We start from the raw sequence: 19,437 nt of genomic DNA on the forward strand, positions 1-19,437 counted from the left end.
TCGTTATTTGCGCGTGACCTGGCCGTCCTGCGTCATGCGGCAGGCGGCGACGATGTCGTCCTCGAGGTCGATCTTGAGTGCGCCCTCCTTGGTGATGACCAGCTTCAGGAAGTCGAGCACGTTGCGCGCATAGAGGGCCGATGCGTCGGCCGCCACGAGCGCGGCGAGATTGGTCTCGCCCACCAGGGTCACGCCATGCTTGATCACCGTCTTGTCCGCTTCCGACAGCGGGCAGTTGCCACCGATGCCATCCGGCCCCTTGCCGGCCGCGATGTCCACGATGACCGAGCCGGCCTTCATCGACTTGACCATGTCCTCGGAGATGAGCGTGGGCGCCGCACGGCCCGGGATCAGCGCGGTGCTGATCACGATGTCGGCCAGCGCCACGCGCTTGGCCACCTCGACCTGCTGGCGCGCCAGCCAGCTCGGCGGCATCGGCTTGGCATAACCCCCGACGCCGACGGCGGCTTCCTTCTCTTCGTCGGTGTCGTAGGAGACCTCGATGAACTTGGCGCCCAGCGATTCGATCTGCTCCTTGACGCTGGGCCGCACGTCGCTGGCCTCGATCACCGCGCCCAGGCGCTTGGCGGTGGCAATGGCCTGCAGGCCGGCCACGCCCACGCCGAGGATCACGACACGCGCGGCCTTCACCGTGCCGGCCGCCGTCATCAGCATCGGGAAGAAGCGCTGGTATTTGTCGGCCGCAATCATCACGGCCTTGTAGCCGGCGATGTTGGCTTGCGAAGAGAGCACGTCCATGCTCTGGGCCCGGGTGGTGCGGGGCGCGGCTTCGAGCGCGAAGCTGGTCAGGCCGGCGCTGGCCAGGCGCTGCAGGCCTGCGGCGTCGAAGGGGTTGAGCATGCCGATGACGACGGTGCCGGGCTTCATGCGCGCGGCTTCGGCATCGTTGGGGGTGCGCACCTTCAGCACGATGTCCGCGGCATAGGCGCCATCGGCGTCGGTGATCTCGGCGCCTGCCGCCTGGTAGGCCGCGTCGGTGACGCTGGCGGCCACGCCGGCACCGGACTGGACCCGGACGGTGTGGCCTTGCGCCGTGAGTTTTTTAGCCGTTTCGGGCGTGACCGCCACTCGGGTTTCGCCCTCGGCGGTTTCGCCGGGCACACCAATCAGCATAGTTTTTCTCCTCGGGCCAAGCGCCTCGGTTCCTCGATGACATTCGGCGCAGACTTTAACTGAAGGGCCCCTCCTGTCACTCTTTGTGCTGCATTTGAACGGTCGGCTACATATTTGATAGTCAATGTGCCGGTTGCGGTTTAATGCAGTTGGGGGTGGAAATTGGTACTTTTGACTAATTCTGACCGTAGTTGACGTTTGACGCCGCGCTTCGTGCGGAAGTTGACAGTTGAAATCGGTCGGGAGTCTGTCGCGTCACAAAGACAACCCCTAGACTCGGAAGTTCTAATAAAACGCAAGGGATTGGAATGCGAATCGCAGCGCTCGATGACGAGCCGTCTCAGCTCGAGCTGATACGGCACACGATGGAAGGCATCGGACACGAATGCCATGGATACACCGAAGGGAAGACACTGCTGCGCGATCTACGCCAGCAAAGCTTCGACCTGCTGATCCTTGACTGGACGCTGCCGGAAGTCTCCGGCCCGACGATCGTCAAGTGGATTCGCCAGGACCTCGCCAGCCGACTGCCCATCCTGTTCGTGACCAACCGTCGCGAAGAAGCCGACATGGTCGAAGGCCTCACGGCCGGCGCCGACGACTTCATGGTCAAGCCGATCCGCGTGGGCGAACTCGAGGCGCGCGTCAAGGCGCTGCTGCGCCGCGCATACCCCAGCCAGCACGAGGCCGAGGTGCTGTTCGGGCCTTACCACTTTCATCTCAATTCGCGCACGCTGCACGTCAACGGCGCACCGATCGAACTGAAACACCGCGAATACGAACTCGCGCTGTTCCTGTTCCAGAACATCGGCCGCCTGCTGTCGCGCGAGCATCTGCGCGAGGCGGTGTGGGGCATGGGTCCGGACGCGCCGTCGCGCTCGCTCGACACGCACATGTCGCGCCTGCGCACCAAGCTCGACCTGCGCCCGTCGAACGGCTTCCTGCTGTCGGCTGTCTATGGCCTTGGCTATCGCCTCGAAGCCATCGACGTCGATTCGCTCGGCGCCATGCCGGCGAGCCAACCGGGCTCCCTCAGCGCAATCGCCTGAGCTGTCCATGTCCACGCCAGGCTGGTCACGCGCGGCTGCCGCGTTCGCGCTGACGATGGTGCTGGGAGGCACCGGCGCGTGGGCAGCCCCCCCGGGTTTCGTTCAGCACCGCGTGACCGCGGGCGAAACCCTCGCGTCCATCGGCGAGCGCTACCTGCGCACGCCCACCCTGTGGCGCGATCTGCAATCGATCAACAACATTGCCGATCCGCAGAAGCTCGTTCCCGGCAGCATCGTGAAGTTGCCGCGCCGCCTGGTGCGTCCGGCCGGCATGGCCGTGGCGCAGGTCGAGTTTGTGCAGGGCGCGACCACCGGCACCATGCACGCGGGCAAGGAAGCGGCTGCACCTGCGCCAGCGCCGACACCCCTTGCCGCAGGCGACGCAGTCACCGAGGGCACCAGGCTCAGCGTCCCCGAGGACGGCTATCTCCGGCTCAAGCTGGCGGATGGCTCGGTGGTGCGGGTGCTGGCCGATTCCGACGTGGAACTCAAGCGCCTGCGCGGCAAGCGCCCCGGGGCTTCGTACCAGTCGGTGATCGAGGTGCAGAAGGGCAAGGTCGAATCCGAAGTGGCGCCGCAACCCCGGGGCCGGACCTTCGAGGTGCAGGCGCCCGGCGCGGTTGCCAGCGTGCGCGGCACGCGCTTCGATGTCGCCGTCGGCCATGAAGGGCAGATGTGCGCCGCGGTCACCGAAGGCACGGTGCTGATGAAGCCGCGCAAGGCGCGCAGGAACGGCAAGACGGCCATGGTGGCGGCCGGGCAAGGGGCCGTGTTCGACGGCAAGGGCCAACTGAGTTCGCGCCAGTCGCTGCCCGGTGCGCCCGACCTCACGCCCTTGCCGCAGGAATTCCAGGATCCCGACGCGCTCACGCTGGCCATGGCGCCCCTGACCGTGACGGGCAGCGGCTACGAAGTGCGCATCGCACGCGACGAGCGCCTGCACGAGGTGGTGCGCAATGGCGTCTTCCAGAGCGAGAAGGTGAAGTTCGCGGCGCTCGAGGATGGCGACTACACGGTCGGCGTCCGGACGATCAATCCCGACGGCCTGGCCGGACCGGAGTCGCACCGTGCGATCCGCGTGCATGCCAACCCGGTGCCGCCGCTCTACCAGAGTCCCGCGCCGGGCGGCCGGGTCATCAGCGAAGCCGGGCAACTGGTCTGTTCGGAGGTGGCGGGCAGTGGCGGGGTGCTGTTCGAGGTGGCGAGCGATGCCGACTTCCGCAACGTCCGTCTGCATGAGGTGCGCGCGGGCGATTGCCGCATCGGCATCGCGGGGCTGCCCGCCGGCGACTACTGGTGGCGCGTGGCTTCGCTGCCGAGAGGCGGCGGGGAAGCGCAACGCGGGCCCTTCGCAGCAGGGCAGGCGTTTACTGTTGCCGTGGCGCCCTCCACCGGCGTCGTGGACATCGACGACAGCGGCGAGAGCCCGACCCTGCACTGGCAAGCAGGCTCCGCCGACAAATTCCGCGGCCAGTTGGCGCGGGACGAGGCCTTTACCCAACTGGTGGCGGATGTCGAACTGGCATCACCCGCCTGGACCTTGAGCGGCCAACCGCGCGGCCAATACTTCGTGCGCTTGCAGGCACGCGATGCAGACGGGCTGGCCGGGCCGTTCTCGCCGGCACGCCGGGTCCGCATCGGCGCGGTGGTGCGCAGCGGCTTTGGCGACGGACTGACGACGAGCGACGGCGCGCCCATCGAGCGGCCGTAGCAGGCGACCTGTCACAGGCAATCGCCGGTGCCGCGAGCCGCTTTCACAGGCTGTTGAACGGGACGCGCTGCAAATGAGGGACTTGTCCGGCTTGACCTAAGATCGCGCGCAGTGCCAACCCTCCATGCCCTACCAGCCGCCTGCATCCCCTGAGGCCAGTCGCCGCCAACGCTGGTGGCGCAGTTTGCGCAAGCGCGTTCCATGGTTGTTGCTGTCGGTCGGCATGCTCGCCTTCGTCGCGATCCTGGTGCTCTTGCAACCGCTGCCGCGCGTCGACCGCATGCTGCAGGACAACGCGCGTGCAGAGATCAGCCAGGCCCCCACGAATGAAATCGTGATCGTCGCGATCGACGAGAAAAGCATCGAGGCGATCGGCCGCTGGCCCTGGCGCCGCGCACTGCACGCCGAGTTGCTGCGCCGCATCGCGGCCGACGCGCCCCGCTGCATCGGCCTCGACCTGCTGATGACCGAACCCGACACCGAGCACCCCGGCGACGACAGGGTGCTCGCCAACGGCATTTCAGACAGCGGCTGCGTCGTGCTGCCGATGGCGCTGCAGGTGCGCGGCGGCAAGACGCAATCCGAACTGCTGCCACTGCCGGCACTGGCCGACGCGGCGACGTCCATCGGCCACAGCCATGTGTCCATCGACGAAGACGGCGTGGCCCGCACCATCTACCTGCAGGAGGGCTTTGCGGGCCGGACCTGGCCTCACTTCACCAAGGCGATCGAAGACGCAGCCGAGGCCTATGCCAGGGGCACGCCATTGCCGCCCGCACCCAACCCGCACACCGTCGCGCGCGAACCGACCGGCCCATGGCTGCGCAGGGATCACCAGGTCGTCGTGTTCACCCGGGGCGATCCGCCCTTCAAGACCGTCTCGTACGTCGACGTCATCCGCGGGTTGGTGCCCAAGGGCACCTTCACGAACCACTACGTGCTGGTGGGCACCACGGCCGCCGGGTTGGGCGACCTGTATGCCACCTCGGCCACGTCGACCACCGGGCTGACGCCGGGCGTCACGATCTTCGGCAGCGTGCTGCAAGGCCTGATCACCGACAGGCAGGTGATCCTGGCGACCCCGCTGCAGGACCTCGCGTTCAACCTCGGCCCGTTGGTGGTGGCGCTGCTGGGCCTGCTGTGGCTGCGCCCGGTCGGCGTGGTGATCCTGATCTGCGCGATGCTTGCGCTGCGCCTGGGGCTGCATGCGTCGCGGCCGCTGATCGGTGTGCAGTTCGCGCCGGCAGCGGGCTTCTTCGGGCTGCTGCTGGTGTACCCGCTGTGGAGCCTGATGCGCCTCACCGCCGCCATCCGCTACCTGCGCTGGGGCACCGAGCAACTCAACGAGGCGATGGCCGGCCTGCCGCCGATGCCGCTGCGCCCGCTGAGCGGCGACTTCCTGGACCGCGAGATGGCCGTGACCTCGCAGGCCGGCCTGCGCATGCGCGACCTGCAGCGTTTCATCCGCGACGGCATCGACCACCTGCCCGACGCGACCATGATCCTGAGCCGAGTCGGGGTGGTCTTCCTCGGCAACATCGCGGCGTCGCGGCACTGGCAGGCCGGGGCGAACGGGCTGGTCGGCCGCGACGCGCACGAGTTGCTGGCCGACCTGCGCTGGCGGACCACCGAGGCGCCGATGATGCCGCCGAGCTTGCTGGTGGGGCCCGACCCGAAGCCACTGCTCGGCGAGGGGCAGGATTCGCAGGGACGCTCCTTGCTGCTGCGTTGCGTGCCCTTCTACAACGCCGGCAATTCGCACGCGGGCTGGATGGTGGCGCTGGTCGACATCACGCGCATGCGCCAGATCCAGAGCCAGCGCGACGAGGCGCTGCGCTTCATCTCGCATGACATCCGCGAGCCGAGCGCCGCCATCCTCACCATCCTGGAACTGCTGCGCGCCAGTCCGGGGGCTTTGAGCGACGAGCAGATCCAGCAGCGCATCCGGCGCCATGCCGAGACCGGGCTGGAACTGGCCGACGGCTTCGTCAACCTGGCGCGTGCCGAGGCGCAGCCTTTCCGCCCCGAGATGCTCGACGTCGCGAGCCTGCTGGAACAGACCATTGACGACGCCTGGGCGCAGGCCCGCAAGCGCAACGTGCGGATCGTGCTGGTGAACAGCGTCGACGAGGCCCTGTGCCTGGTCGACCGCAGCCTGCTCATGCGCGCGCTGAAGAATGTGCTGAGCAACGCCCTGAAGTATTCGCCGGCCGGCGCGGACCTGCGCTGCCACGTCATCGAGCGGCCCGGGCATTGGGCGCTGGCCATCCAGGACCAGGGGCCGGGCATTCCGGTGGCCATGCAGTCGCAGCTGTTCCAGCCCTTCCATCGCCTGCATAGCGAGTCGCACCCCGAGGTGCACGGCGTCGGCCTGGGCCTGTTGCTGGTGCGCACCGTGGTGCAGCGCCACGGCGGAAGCGTCGAGATCGACAGCGTGGAGAATGCGGGCTGCACCGTGACGCTGGTGCTGCCCAAACCCACCGCTGCGGAGCTTGCCGCACTCGGTGACGACAAGGAAGACCTATGAATCGGCCCCTGACGATCCCCATGCTGCTCGGCCTGTCGCTGCTCCTCGGCTGGCTGGCCCCGGCCGCCGCGCAGGAGGTGGAAGCCAGCGACATGGTGCGCGGCGGCATGCAGGTGATCCAGATGGTCGACCAGGGCAAGACCGGCGAACTGTGGGACGGTGCCACGGCGGCGGCAAAGAAGCAGGTGGCCCGCAGCGAATTCATGGCGCAGATCTCCAAGGCGCGCGGCCCGCTGGGGGCGGCGGTGCAGCGCACCTGGGTCGCCGTCAACCGGCAGGTGGTGGCCGACAGCAATGCCGACGTGGCCGGGCAATACGTGAGCATCGAGTACGAAACCCGCTTCACCAACACGGCGGCCAACCGCAACTCGATGCGCGAGCTGGTGAGCTTTCACCTGGACCGCGACAAGATCTGGCGGTTCAGCGGTTACCTGCTGAGGTAGCGATGCACAAGCCCGAAGGCGCCATCAGCCAGGTGCGCTGGAAACCCAACGTGACCGTCGCGGCGGTGATCGAGCGCGACGGGCGCTTCCTGCTGGTGGAAGAGCACACGGGCGGTGGGCTGAAGCTCAATACGCCCGCCGGGCACCTGGACCCGGGCGAATCGCCGGCCGAAGGCTGCGCGCGCGAGACGCTGGAAGAGACGGCTCACCACTTCGCGCCGACGGCGCTGGTCGGCGTGTACATGGCGCGATTCCAGAAGCAGGCGGACGGCGAAGACATCACCTACATGCGCTTCGCCTTTGCCGGAGAACTCGGTGCCTTCGAGCCCGACCGCCCGCTCGACACCGGCATCGTGCGCACGCTGTGGCTCACCATCGACGAACTCCGCGCCAGCACCAAGCGGCACCGCAGCCCGCTGCTGCTGCAATGCATCGAGGATTACCTGCGCGGCCAGCGCTATCCGCTCGGCCTGATCCACGTCGATCCATCGGTGACGCAAGGCACCGCCCTCCGCTGAAGCGCGCAGCGACCTGGGGGAGAGCCAAATTTCCCGCACGCGGGCACCGCCTTGGCCCGGGCTGGGACAATCCACGCCTCATGAAAAAGCAACGCGTCGTGGTGGGTCTGAGTGGCGGGGTGGACTCCGCGGTCACGGCGCACCTGCTCAAGCAGCAGGGCCACGAGGTCATCGGCATCTTCATGAAGAACTGGGAGGACGATGACGACAGCGAATACTGCTCGTCGAACATCGACTTCATCGATGCGGCCAGCGTGGCCGACGTGCTGGGCATCGAGATCGAGCACGTCAACTTCGCGGCCGACTACAAGGACCGCGTCTTCGCCGAGTTCCTGCGCGAGTACCAGGCCGGCCGCACGCCCAATCCCGACGTGCTGTGCAATGCCGAGATCAAGTTCAAGGCCTTCCTCGACCATGCGATGCGCCTGGGCGCCGGGAAGATCGCGACCGGCCACTACGCCCGGGTGCGCCTGAACGAAGGCACGGGGCGGCACGAGCTCCTGAAGGGACTGGACCCGTCCAAGGACCAGAGCTACTTCCTGCACCGCCTGAACCAGGCGCAGCTGGCGAAGACGCTGTTCCCGGTCGGCGAGCTGCACAAGACCGAGGTGCGCCGCATCGCCGACGAGATCGGGCTGCCGAATGCGAAGAAGAAGGATTCGACGGGCATCTGCTTCATCGGCGAGCGGCCCTTCCGGGAGTTCCTCAACCGCTACATCAGCAAGGCTCCGGGGCCGATCAAGGATGCCCGCGGACGGACCATCGGCGAGCACCAAGGGCTGAGCTTCTACACGCTGGGCCAACGGCAGGGCCTGGGCATCGGCGGCGTGAAGGAGAAGGGCGCGCAGCGCGGCGGCGGCGACCATTCGCCGTGGTTCGTCGCGCGCAAGGACATCGAGAAGAACACGCTGTGGGTGGTGCAGGGCCATGACCACCCGTGGCTCCTGAGCCATTCGCTGGAAGCCGATGACACGAGCTGGGTCGCCGGGCCTGCGCCTGTCGCCGGTGAATACGCGGCCAAGTCGCGCTACCGCCAGGCCGACGCGGGATGCGCACTCGCCGACGGGGCCAACGGCCGCATCCGGCTCGACTTTCAGCAGGCGCAATGGGCCGTCACGCCGGGGCAGTCGGCGGTGCTGTACGACGGCGAGGTATGCCTGGGCGGCGGCGTGATCGCACAGGCGAAATAGCCCACCCCCGAATGCGCCTGCGGCGCTCCCCCTCAAGGGGGCGCACCCAGCGGCCCGGCGAAGCCGGTTCCGCGGGTGCCCCCGAACATGCATCGCCGTGCTCGCCCTGGCTCATTGAGCACCAACACCCTGCGCGGGCGTGGCGACCCGCACAAAAGCCCTGCGCAAGCGTTGGTCCTGCGAGTAGCATCGCCCGACGAGGCAACATTGAAGGAGAAGGCAACATGGCCAAGAGCGGACTATCCATACTCGACCCGTTGGAGATGTGGCGCGATGCGCTCGCGCAATGGGAAGGAACGGCCAACAAGGTGGCCGGCAAGCAGTTGAAGACGGAAGAGTTTTCGAAGGTGCTGCACACGGTCTCGGGCGCGACGCTCGGCATGCAGCAGGCCCTGGCCAAGGCCAACAAGTCGATGCTCAAGGAAATGAACCTCGCAAGCCGCGACGACCTCACCGAGATCGGCGAGCGCCTGCACCGCATCGAGGACATGCTGGAGTTCCTGTGCCGACAGGTCAGCGGCAAGGCACCCTCGTCCATGCCGGCGCCGATGCCGCCGCGCACCCGCGTGCCACCCACCCCCGCCGACGCGCCGGTTGCCGCGGCGCCGGCGGCGGAAGCGGCCACCACCCCCAAGGCCGCCGCCAGTGTCGCGCCCAAGGCTGCTGCCAAGCCTGCGGTCAAGGCCGCCGCCAAGCGTCCGGCCAAGGCGGCGCCTGCGAGCAAGCGTCCAGCGCGCAAGAAGGCCTGACCGCCATGTCAAGCAGCCCCAGGGCGGAAGCCGCGCCGGACCCCTCCTGGGTCTCGCGCGTGCGCGATGAGATCGACCGGGCCGTCAAGCGCAGCATCAAGGGCGTGGAATACCTGGCCGCCGAGCCGGCGGAGGTCGGCCCCACGCCCAAGGATGTGATCTACAGCCGCGGCACGCTCAGCCTCTACCACTACCGGCCGATGGCCGACGAGATCTACCGGATCCCCTTGCTGCTGGTGATGGCCACGACCAACAAGGCCTACATCTTCGACCTGGCGCCGGGGCAGAGCCTGGTGGAGTTCCTGCTCAAGGCCGGCTACGACGTCTACGTGATGGACTGGAACCCGCCGCGCCCCGACGAGGCCGGCCTGCGCTTCGAGGACTACACGCAGCGCTTCATTCCCGAGTGCGTGCGCCGGGTGCAGGAAGACTCCGGCGTGCAGGACGTCAACATGATCGGCTACTGCATGGGCGGCGTGCTGGCGACCATGTACGCGGCCACGCATGCGGATGGCCCGGTGAAGAACCTGGTGTGCTTCACCACGCCGATCGACTTCAGCAAGATGACCGAGTTCCAGGCCTGGTCGAACAGGCGGCACTTCAAGGTCGACAAGATGGCTGACGCCTTCGGCATCGTGCCGGCGCCGATCATCACCAGCGGCTTCGACGCACTGCGGCCCACCGGCCGCCTCACCGGCAACATCCGCCTGTGGGACAACCTCTGGAACGACGCCTACGTCAAGCAGTACCGCATGATGGATCGCTGGGGCGCGGAGACCCTGCCGCTGGCGGGTGCGTACTTCAAGCAGACCATCAAGACGCTGATGTGGGACAACGCGCTGTTCAACGGCACGCTGAAGATCGGCGGCAAGACGGTGGACCTCGGCAACATCAAGCTGCCGCTGCTGTCGATCGTGGCGGAGCACGACCACATCGTGCCCTACGACGCCGCGCATCCACTGATGGAGAAGGTCGGCTCGACCGACAAGGAAGAAGTGATTCTGAAGGGGGGACACGTGAGCCTGGTGGCGGGACCGAACGCCGTCAAGCGCATGTGGCCAAAGCTGGACCAATGGCTCGGAGGACGATCGATATGAAGCAGGCGACTGCCACAAAGAAGGAAGATACGGCGCACACCTACCCGCGCAGCGTGGACTGCAATGGCACCGAGGTGCAGATCGACCTGCTGCGTGCCGGCGACGAGGCCGAGTTGCTGGCGTTCGCGCAATCGCTGCCGGAGCACGACCTGCTGTTCATGTCGCGCGACATCGGCCAGCCGCGCGTGGTGAAGGCCTGGATCCGCGAGTCCGTCGAACTGCGGCGCATGCCGAGCCTGCTGGCGCGCGCGAACGGCAGGGTGATCGGCTGTACCGCGCTGATGCACGACGACCATTCGTGGTCGCCACACGTGGGCGAGTTGCGCGCGGTGGTCGGCGCCGAGGCGCGCGGTCTCGGGCTGGGGCGGCAGCTCATCCAGGAGGCCTTCACGCAGGCGCTGGCCTCGGGCCTCGACAAGCTCATGGCCCAGATGACGACCGATCAGCGCGGCGCCATCGCCCTGTTCGAAAGCATGGGCTTCCGCCCCGAAGCCCTGCTCGCCGGCCACGTGCGCGACCGCAGCGGCCGCAAGCACGACATCGTGGTGCTGAGCCACGACGTGGCGGCGGTGCAGGGGCGGATGGCGGTGATGGGGTTGGGGGAGTAGGGATGCTTTCGGCGGAATGGTGAGGCACGTTCTGTTGACCGCGGCGCTCCTTGCTGCGGCGTCCCTCGATGCTTTCGCGGATGGACGCTGCACGCGTGCCCTTCGAGGACCGGCAGCAAGGCGAAGGCGATGGCGCAGGCCGTGGGCGAGCTCAGCGAGGATCGATGCGGGCATGCCGCAAAGTTATGCCAGATCGGGCCGTGGTGCGAGCGGCTTCCGGCGGCCGGGCGGCACTCATTGGGTAACCTCCGCGCTGCGCGCTTTGGTGCGAGCGCCTTCGGAGCAGCCGGGCGGCGCTCATGCCTGTGCGGCCACGGGCGAAGTCTTGCCCCGCTCCGCCGGCAGTTCACCAAGCTGGCTGTGCACACGGTCGTCGATGGCGGTCGAGACGCTGAAGCCCACGGTCGTCGTGCCGTCCTCCGAGTGCGCGAACACCTGGCCGTTGTGCATCACCGCCACCGCCTTTACGATCGACAGGCCCAACCCATGGTTCTCGCCGCTGTTGCGGCGCGAGGTGTCGACGCGGTAGAAGCGGTCGAACAGGCGCAGCAACGAGTCCGGCGCAATCGTCTCGCTCGGGTTGGTGAAGCTGACCTCCGCAGACCGTTCGCCCTGCGCGATGTGCACGTCCACGCGCGCGCCGGGCCGCGAATGCTGGATCGCGTTCTGCAGCAGGTTGGTGAGCGCGCGGCGGAACAGCGAGGTCTGGATCGGCGCGACCGCGTCGCCCTCCACGTGCACCGTCATGCCGGCCTCGTCGAGCAGCAGGTCGAGAAATTCCACCGTCTTGCCGACCTCCTGCGCAATCGACGACGCGACCAGGTCGCGCGCCCGCACGCCCTGCTCGGCGCGCGCGAGGAAGAGCATGTCGGCGACGATGGCGCGCAGCCGCTCCAGCTCCTCCAGGTCGGACTGCAGCACCTCGCGCAAGGCGTCCGCCGTGCGGGCACGAGCCAGCGCGACCTGCGTCTGGCCGATCATGTTGGCCAGCGGCGTGCGCAGCTCGTGCGCCACGTCGTCGCTGAAGGTCGCGAGCTGGCGATAGGCCGCATCGAGCCGGTCGAGCGCGGCGTTGAAGGAGGCGCCCAGGTCGGCCAGCTCACCCGGCAGCGCGGGCAACTGCAGGCGCTGCTCGCGGTTGTCCGGCCCGATGCGTTGCGCATCCGCCGACAGGCGCTGCACCGGCGCGAGGCCGATGCGCGCGATCCAGTAGCCGAGCGCGGCCGACAGCGCCGTGCCCAGCAGCGTGAGCATCAGCACCGCGGTGCGGAACTTGCGCAACGTCACGCGGAACGGTTCGGAGTCGACGCCGACCACGAAGCGCACCGCCGGCCGCCTGTCGCTGGCCACCAGCGACAGCGTGCGCAAGCGCATGCGCTGGGGCGGCGAACCCACTTCCATCACCACGTCGCCCTGCTGGTCGGGCGCGATCACCGGCAGGTCGCCACCGAAGCGGTAGGACGGGTTCTCGCTCCACATCCACGAGTGCGTGTGCGAATCGGCAGCGTCGAGCGTGTCGAGCTTTTCCTGGATGCGCTCGCCGAGGTCGGCGGAACGACCGTGCTGCAGCATGTAGACCATGTCCTCGAGACGCGCGCTGATCTGCTCCTGCTGGTGCCGCACCAGTTCGTTGGACAGCACATGGTGCAGCGCGCCGCCGATCATCGCGAAGGCCAGCAGCGCGGCCGCCGCGAACATCAGCGCGAGGCGCACGGCGATGGACTTCCTCATGGCCGGTCTCGCTGGGGCCTAGTCCGTGGTGACGACGTCGCCCCGGTCTTCCAGGACGTAGCCCATGCCGCGGATGGTGTGCAGCAGGCTGCGCTCGAAGGGCGCGTCGATCTTGGTGCGCAGGCGCTTGATCGCGACCTCGACCACGTTGGTATTGCTGTCGAAGTTCATGTCCCAGACGAGTTCGGCAATCACCGTCTTCGAGAGGATCTCGCCCTGGCGGCGTGCCAGCACCGCCAGCAGCGCGAATTCCTTGGCCGTGAGGTCGATGCGCTGGCCCTGTCGCATCGCCTTGCGGCCGATCAGGTCGATGTGCAGGTCGCTCACCCGCAGCAGCGTCGATTCATGGGTGCGCCCCCGCCGCGTCAAGGCCTGCAGCCGCGCGAGCAGCTCGATGAAGGAGAAGGGCTTGACCAGGTAGTCGTCCGCGCCGTCCTGCAGGCCGCGCACGCGGTCGGCCACGCCGTCGCGCGCGGTGAGCATGATCACCGGCGTGTTCTTCACGCTGCGCAGCGACTTGAGGATCGAGAAGCCGTCGAGCCCCGGCAGCATCACGTCGAGCACGATCACGTCGAAGTCGTAGTGCAGCGCCATGTGCTGCCCGTCGATGCCGTCGAAGGCGAGGTCGACCGTGCAGCCCTGCTCGGTCAGGCCCTGGTGCAGGTACTCGGCCGTCTTGCGCTCGTCCTCGACGATCAGGACTTTCATCGGATGCTGCCCGCGGTTGTCATTCGATGCCGGCTCCCGCGGCCGCCAGCGGCGGAAGGCCCTGGCGTTGCCGGCGCGCATCCTTGCGGCGCACGTACCAGTGGTGCGCGCGGTCGAGGTAGAGATAGATGATCGGCGTAGTGAAGAGCGTCAGCATCTGCGAGAGGATCAGGCCGCCCACCATTGCATAGCCCAGCGGCCGGCGCAGTTCGGAGCCGGCGCCGTGGCCCAGCATCAGGGGCAGGCCGCTCAGCAGGGCGCACATGGTGGTCATCATGATCGGGCGGAAGCGCAGCACGCAGGCCTCATAGATCGCGTCCTGCGGCGACATGCCCTTGTCGCGCTCGGCGTGCAGTGCGAAGTCAACCATCATGATGCCGTTCTTCTTGACGATCCCGATCAGCAAGATGATGCCGATGAGCGCGATCACGCTCAGATCGTACCCGCCGGCCATGAGGATCAGCAATGCGCCCACGCCGGCCGAGGGCAGCGTCGAGAGAATGGTCAATGGATGGATGTAGCTCTCGTAGAGCAGGCCCAGCACGATGTAGACCGAGATCAGCGCCGCCGCGATCAGGTAGGGCTGCGTGCGCAACGAGTCCCCGAAGGCCTGCGCCGTGCCCTGGAAGGTGCCGCTCAAGGTGGCGGGCACGCCCATCCTCGCCTGCGCCTTGTTGATCGAGTCCACTGCCTGGCCCAGCGAGGTGCCGGGCTTCAGGTTGAACGACAGCGTCACCGCGGGGAACTGGCCCTGGTGCGCGATGGCGAGGTAGCCGGTCTTGCTGGTGTCCACGCTCACGAAGGTCGACAGCGGTATCTGCTGGCCGTTGATCGGCGAGGTCAGGTAGAGCCGGCTGAACAGCGACGGGTCCTTCTGCAGTTCGGGCGTGACTTCGAGCACCACGTTGTAGCTGTTGAGCTGGGTGAAGTACTGCGCGACCTGCCGCTGGCCGATGGCGTCGTAGATGGTCGCATCGACCATCGCGGGCGAGATGCCGAAGCTGGACGCGCGCTGGCGGTCGACCGTGACCATCGCGGTCGGTGCGCGGTTCTGCTGGTCGGAGGTGACGTCGGTCAGCTCAGGCAGCTTCTTGAGGGTGTCGAGCACCTTCGGCGACCACTCGTTGAGCTCGGCCAGGTTCGGGTCGGTCAGCGTGTACTGGTACTGCGTGCGCGACTGCCGGCCGCCCACCGTGATGTCCTGCCCCGCCTGCATGAACAGCGTGACGCCCTGCACCGCCGCGAGCTTGGGCCGCAGGCGCGCGATGACCTCGTCGGCATTGGCCGTGCGGCCTTCGTCCTTGGGCCGCAGGCCGATGAAGAAGTTGCCCGAGTTGAAGGTGCTGGCGCCGGCCTGCAGCCCGAAAGTCGACACGTCCGGGTCCTGGCGGACGATGTCGGCCATCTGCAGCATGCGCCCATGCATGATCTCGGAGGACGAGTCCTGCGCCGAGTCGGCCGAGCCGAAGATGAAGCCGGTGTCCTGCTGCGGGAAGAAGCCCTTGGGAATCACGATGAACAGCACCACCGTGGCCATCACCGTCGCGATGAAGCTCATCAGCGTGATGAACGGATGGCGCAGCACCACGTGCAGGCCGCGCTTGTAGCCGTTGAGCATGCCCTCGAAGAAGCGCTCGAACATCTGGTACATGCGCCCGTGCTTCTGGTTGTGGTCCACCGGCTTGAGGAACTTCGCGCACATCATCGGCGTGAGCGTGAGCGAGATGATCACCGACACCGCGATGGTCAGCGTCACCGTCACCGCGAACTCGCGGAACAGCCGCCCGACGATGCCGCCCATCAGCAGCAGCGGGATGAACACCGCCACCAGCGACACCGAGATCGAGATGATGGTGAAGCCGATCTCGCCCGCGCCCTGGAGCGCCGCCTCCATCGGCGCCATGCCGTCCTCGATGTGGCGGTAGATGTTCTCCAGCATCACGATCGCATCGTCCACCACGAAGCCGACCGCGATGGTCAGCGCCATCAGCGAGAGGTTGTCGAGGCTGTAGCCGACCACGTACATCACGGCGGCGGTGCCCAGCAGCGCGAGCGGGACGGTGACGCTCGGGATCAGCGTGACGGTCACGTTGCGCAGGAACACGAAGATCACCATCACCACCAGCGAGATCGACAGGATCAGCGTGAACTCCACGTCCTTGACCGACGCGCGGATGGTCTGCGTGCGGTCGATCAGCGTGTCGACCGTGATGCTCGGCGGTATCGCGCCGCGCAGCCTGGGCAGCGCGGCCTGGATGCGGTCGACCGTCTCGATCACGTTCGCGCCCGGCTGCTTGGTGATGGCGAGCAGGATCGCGCGGCCGTTGTTGATGTCGGTGTCCTTGTCGGCTGCCGCGCCGGCGTAGCCCCATGCGGCCACCTTGGCGTTCTCGGGGCCGTCGACGGCCACGCCGACGTCGCGCACGCGCACGGGCGCGCCGTTGCGCCAGGCCAGCACCATGTCGTTCCAGGGCGCCGCCTTCAGGAGCTGGTCGTTGGTGTAGACGTTGAGCGCCTGGGTCTCGCCGTCGAGCGTGCCGGTGGGCTGGCTCACCGTGGTCTGCGCGATCACGCCGCGCACGTCTTCCAGGCTCATGCCGATGGCCTTGATCTTGGCCGGGTCGATCTGCACGCGCACGGCGGGCTTCTGCTGGCCGAAGATGTTGACCAGGCCCACGCCCGCGATGCGCGAGATCTGCTGCGCGAGCACGTTGTCGGCGTAGTCGTTGACCTGGATCAGCGGCAGCACCTTCGACTGCGCGCCGAGGATGAGCACCGCCGAATCGGCCGGGTTGATCTTGCGGTAGCTCGGCGGGCTCGGCAGGTTGTTGGGCAACTGCCCGCCCGCCGCGTTGATGGCCGTCTGCACGTCGAGCGCCGCGGCGTCGATGTTGCGGTCGAGGTCGAACTGCAGCGTGATCTGCGTGAGGCCGAGCGAACTGTTCGACGTCATCTGGCTCAGGCCCGCGATCAGCGAGAACTGGCGCTCCAGCGGCTGCGCGACGTTGGAGGCCATGGTCTCCGGGCTCGCACCCGGCAGCCTTCCCGTGACCTGGATGGTCGGGAAGTCGACCTGCGGCAGCGGCGCGACCGGCAGCAGTGGCCAGGAGACGAGGCCGATCAGCAGGATCGCGAGCGCCAGCAGAGAGGTGCCGATGGGCCGCTTGATGAAACCGGCGGAAATGCTCATGGCTTTGCTCCCGCGACGGTGGCCGCGCCGCTGGACGGCGATGCGGGCGATGCGGACGATGCTTCGGCCGGCGCCGTCCCGGGCGCCGCGCTGCCCTTGTTCGATTCCGTGATGCGCGCACCCGGCGTGAGCTTGTACTGGCCGTCAACCACCACGCGCTCACCGGCGTTCAGGCCCTTGTCGATGGTGGCCTTGCCGTTGACCGTGTCGGCCACGCCGATCGGCTGCACGCGCACCTTGTCGTCGTCGCCGACCACATAGGCGAAGAAGCCGTCGGGGCCGCGCTGCACGACGGCGGCAGGCACGGTGAGCGCATCGGCGCGCTGGCCAAGCACCACGCGCGCATCGACCGACTGGCCGGGCCACAGCTTGTGCTCGCCGTTCGGGAACTGCGCCTTCAGCGCAATGGTGCCGGTGGCGACGTCGATCTGGTTGTTCAGCAGCACCAGCTTGCCGGCCGCCAGCGTCTCGTGCGTGTCGCGGTCGCTGGCCTGCACCTGCAGCGGCTCCTGCGTGCCGCGCAGCGCCTTGTTCACGGCCTGGAAGCTGCTCTCGGGCAGCGTGAACTGCACGGCGATCGGGTCGATCTGGTTGATGACCAGCAGGCCGTTGGCATCGGTCGCGTGCACGATGTTGCCGGGGTCGACCAGGCGTGCGCCGATGCGGCCGCTGATGGGCGCGGTGATGGTCGTGAAGTCGAGCTGCACCTGAGCGAAGTGGACCTGCGCATCGTCGCTCTTGAGCGCGGCCTGCAGCTGGTTGACCAGCGCCTTCTGCGTGTCGAGCGTCTGCTGGCTGGTCGCGTCTTCCTTGATGAGGTCGCCGTAGCGCTTGAGGTCGGCCTGTGCGTTGGCCAGCGTGGCCTGGTCCTTGGCCTTCTGCGCCTGCGCCTGCTCGAGCTGCGCCTGGTAGGTGCGCGGGTCGATGCGCGCCAGCACCTGGCCGGCCTTCACGTCCTGGCCTTCCTTGAAGTCGACGCGGTCGAGCTGTCCATCGACGCGCGAGCGCACTGTGACGGTCGCCACGGTCATCACCGTGCCGACGTTGCTGCGGGTGACAGGCACGGTCTCGGTCGCGACCTTCGTCGTGGTCACGGGCACCGACGGCGCAGCCGCGGCCTTGGGTGCCTCGTGCGTGAACAGCTTGCGGCCGAAGAAGAGCAGCAGCGCGACGACGACGAGCACCGCCAGCACGGTCGGCCAGGTCTTGCGTCGGTGGGGAGGAAGGTTGGGAGGGGTGGTCGAATCCATGGCGTTCATTTGCAGTCGTTTGGTCACCTGGCGGCGGATGCCACGGGGCCGGAAGTTGTGGGGCTGGCCGCGGTGCCGGCCTGGATCTGGCTGGCGTCCCAGCCGCCGCCGACGGCCTTGACCAGCGCGACGCTGGCGGCGTACTGGCGACCCTGCAACTGCAGCGCGGTGCGCTCGTTGTTGAGGGCCAGCGTCTGCGCGGTGATCACCGCGAGGTAGGTGGCAGTGCCGGCGCGATATTGCGCCAGCGACACGCGCTCCGCCACGCGCGCCGACTGCACGGCGGCGTCCTGCACGGTCCGCTCCTGTGCCAGCAGGTCGAGCGCGGCCAGGTTGTCCTCGACGTCCTGGAAGCCGGCCAGCACGGTCTGGCGGTATTGCGCGGCCGAGGCGTCGAAGGTGGCACGCGCCTGCGCCACTTGCGCGCTGCGCAAGCCACCGTCGAACAGCGTGCCCGCCAACGCGGCACCGAGCGACCAGACCTTGTCCGGTGCATTCAGCCAGTTGCCAAGCCCGACGCCCGCGAAGCCGGCCGCGGCCGACAGCGTGAGGTTCGGGTAGTACGCCGCCTGCGCATAGCCGATGCCGGCGTTGGCCGAGGCGGCGCGGCGCTCGGCGCCAGCGATGTCGGGCCGTCTTTCGAGCAGTTCCGAGGGCACGCCGACGGGCGTTTGCGGCAGCGTGAGCGCGAGCGCATCGGGCGGCAGCGAGAACTCGGAAGGCGTCTTGCCGAGCAGCACCGCGATCGCGTGCTCGAGTTGGCGGCGCGCGATCTCGATGTCGATCGCCTGCGCCTGGGCGGCCTGCAAGGTGGTGTTGGCCAGCTCCACGTCGGCGCGCGTGACGATGCCGGCGCGGTACTGGCTCTGCGTGATCTGCGCCGACTTCTTGAAGGCCTCGACCGTGCGCCCATAGAGCGCCTGCTGCGCGTCGGCGACGCGCAGCGCGATGTAGTCGGTGGCCATCGAGGCCTGCACCGCGAGGCGGGCCGCGGCAAGGTCGGCCTCGCTCGCCTGCGCCGTGTCGCTCGCGCCTTCGACGGCGCGGCGGACGCGGCCCCAGAGGTCCGGCTCCCAGCTCGCCTGCACTGACCACGCATGCGAGTCGCCGACCGTGGAGATGCCTTGCGCATTCTTCGCCCGCGCACGGCCCGCGCCGCCGCTCGCGCCCACGGTGGGATACCAGGCGGACTCGGCGCCTTGCACCAGCGCCTGGGCCTGCCGATAGCGGGCCTCGGCCAGCCGGATGTCCTGGTTGGCCGTATCGGCCTGCTCGACGAGCGCGTTGAGCCGGGTGTCGCCGTAGGCGGTCCACCACGGCTGGGTGGCATCGACGCTGCCCGGCGTGGCCGCCTTCCATTGGCCGCCGCCCTTTGCGTTGTCGCCGATTTCCTTGAAGGTCGGGGCGGTGACGCCCCCGGTCAGCGCGGGGCGCTGGTAGTCAGGGCCGACGGCACAGCCCGCCAGTGAAGCGGCTGCCAGGGCCAGACACAGTATTCGAAACATCGGCCCACTCTAGGAAGCCGGCACGAA

The 19,437-nt window shown here is 68.1% G+C and carries 15 protein-coding genes; 9 read left to right on the top strand and 6 right to left on the bottom strand.

The genetic code is table 11. The annotated features are described in order from the left end of the window. Nucleotides 1-3: 3 nt before the first annotated feature. Nucleotides 4-1,134 (bottom strand): Re/Si-specific NAD(P)(+) transhydrogenase subunit alpha, encoded by a 1,131-nt coding sequence (locus HCU76_RS12770; RefSeq protein ID WP_218509509.1) that lies wholly within the window; start codon nt 1,132-1,134, stop codon nt 4-6. A 308-nt stretch (nt 1,135-1,442) separates the two neighbouring features. On the opposite strand from HCU76_RS12770, the gene HCU76_RS12775 reads away from it, so the two are divergent. The 9 genes from HCU76_RS12775 to HCU76_RS12815 all read left to right on the top strand — a co-directional run bounded on the left by HCU76_RS12775 (nt 1,443) and on the right by HCU76_RS12815 (nt 11,026). Beyond that, nucleotides 1,443-2,183 carry a response regulator transcription factor gene (locus HCU76_RS12775; protein WP_213956123.1) on the top strand — a complete coding sequence of 247 codons (741 nt, stop codon included), beginning with the start codon at nt 1,443-1,445 and terminating at the stop codon, nt 2,181-2,183. A 7-nt stretch (nt 2,184-2,190) separates the two neighbouring features. Beyond that, a complete protein-coding gene (locus HCU76_RS12780; RefSeq protein ID WP_218509510.1) occupies nt 2,191-3,894 on the top strand; it encodes a FecR domain-containing protein in 1,704 nt (567 codons plus the stop codon). 124 nt (nt 3,895-4,018) lie between these two features. After that, nucleotides 4,019-6,421: a CHASE2 domain-containing protein gene (locus HCU76_RS12785; RefSeq protein ID WP_218509511.1), complete on the top strand. Its 2,403-nt coding sequence runs from the start codon at nt 4,019-4,021 to the stop codon at nt 6,419-6,421. Further along, on the top strand, nt 6,418-6,864 hold the full coding sequence (locus tag HCU76_RS12790; RefSeq protein WP_213956126.1) for a DUF4019 domain-containing protein: 447 nt from the start codon (nt 6,418-6,420) through the stop codon (nt 6,862-6,864). The genes HCU76_RS12785 and HCU76_RS12790 overlap by 4 nt, the downstream gene beginning before the upstream one ends. Nucleotides 6,865-6,866: 2 nt before the next feature. Beyond that, nucleotides 6,867-7,382, top strand: coding sequence for an NUDIX hydrolase (locus HCU76_RS12795; RefSeq protein ID WP_213956127.1), 516 nt, complete (start codon nt 6,867-6,869; stop codon nt 7,380-7,382). An 80-nt stretch (nt 7,383-7,462) separates the two neighbouring features. Continuing rightward, the gene (gene mnmA / locus HCU76_RS12800; protein ID WP_213956128.1) at nt 7,463-8,572 is read left to right on the top strand and encodes a tRNA 2-thiouridine(34) synthase MnmA; all 1,110 of its coding nucleotides are present in this window, start codon (nt 7,463-7,465) and stop codon (nt 8,570-8,572) included. Between the two features lie 224 nt (nt 8,573-8,796). Further along, nucleotides 8,797-9,321 carry a hypothetical protein gene (locus HCU76_RS12805; protein ID WP_213956129.1) on the top strand — a complete coding sequence of 175 codons (525 nt, stop codon included), beginning with the start codon at nt 8,797-8,799 and terminating at the stop codon, nt 9,319-9,321. 5 nt (nt 9,322-9,326) lie between these two features. Continuing rightward, nucleotides 9,327-10,418 carry an alpha/beta hydrolase gene (locus HCU76_RS12810; RefSeq protein WP_213956130.1) on the top strand — a complete coding sequence of 364 codons (1,092 nt, stop codon included), beginning with the start codon at nt 9,327-9,329 and terminating at the stop codon, nt 10,416-10,418. Beyond that, a complete protein-coding gene (locus HCU76_RS12815; RefSeq protein ID WP_213956131.1) occupies nt 10,415-11,026 on the top strand; it encodes a GNAT family N-acetyltransferase in 612 nt (203 codons plus the stop codon). Before HCU76_RS12810 ends, HCU76_RS12815 begins: the two co-directional genes overlap by 4 nt. Before the next feature lie 297 nt (nt 11,027-11,323). On the opposite strand, the gene HCU76_RS12820 is transcribed toward HCU76_RS12815, so the two are convergent. From HCU76_RS12820 to HCU76_RS12840, 5 genes are read right to left on the bottom strand one after another with little or no spacing between them, the layout of a single operon-like run. Continuing rightward, nucleotides 11,324-12,757, bottom strand: coding sequence for a heavy metal sensor histidine kinase (locus HCU76_RS12820; RefSeq protein ID WP_213956132.1), 1,434 nt, complete (start codon nt 12,755-12,757; stop codon nt 11,324-11,326). 18 nt (nt 12,758-12,775) lie between these two features. Further along, the gene (locus HCU76_RS12825) at nt 12,776-13,465 is read right to left on the bottom strand and encodes a heavy metal response regulator transcription factor (protein WP_218509512.1); all 690 of its coding nucleotides are present in this window, start codon (nt 13,463-13,465) and stop codon (nt 12,776-12,778) included. Nucleotides 13,466-13,484: 19 nt separating this feature from the next. Then, nucleotides 13,485-16,655, bottom strand: coding sequence for an efflux RND transporter permease subunit (locus HCU76_RS12830; RefSeq protein ID WP_218509513.1), 3,171 nt, complete (start codon nt 16,653-16,655; stop codon nt 13,485-13,487). After that, nucleotides 16,652-17,905 (bottom strand): efflux RND transporter periplasmic adaptor subunit, encoded by a 1,254-nt coding sequence (locus HCU76_RS12835; protein WP_213956135.1) that lies wholly within the window; start codon nt 17,903-17,905, stop codon nt 16,652-16,654. The genes HCU76_RS12830 and HCU76_RS12835 overlap by 4 nt, the downstream gene beginning before the upstream one ends. Before the next feature lie 23 nt (nt 17,906-17,928). Beyond that, nucleotides 17,929-19,410 (bottom strand): efflux transporter outer membrane subunit, encoded by a 1,482-nt coding sequence (locus HCU76_RS12840; RefSeq protein WP_213956136.1) that lies wholly within the window; start codon nt 19,408-19,410, stop codon nt 17,929-17,931. Nucleotides 19,411-19,437 lie beyond the last annotated feature (27 nt).

Source organism: Variovorax sp. dw_308 (genome assembly GCF_019207085.1).
Classification (GTDB): domain Bacteria; phylum Pseudomonadota; class Gammaproteobacteria; order Burkholderiales; family Burkholderiaceae_C; genus Variovorax.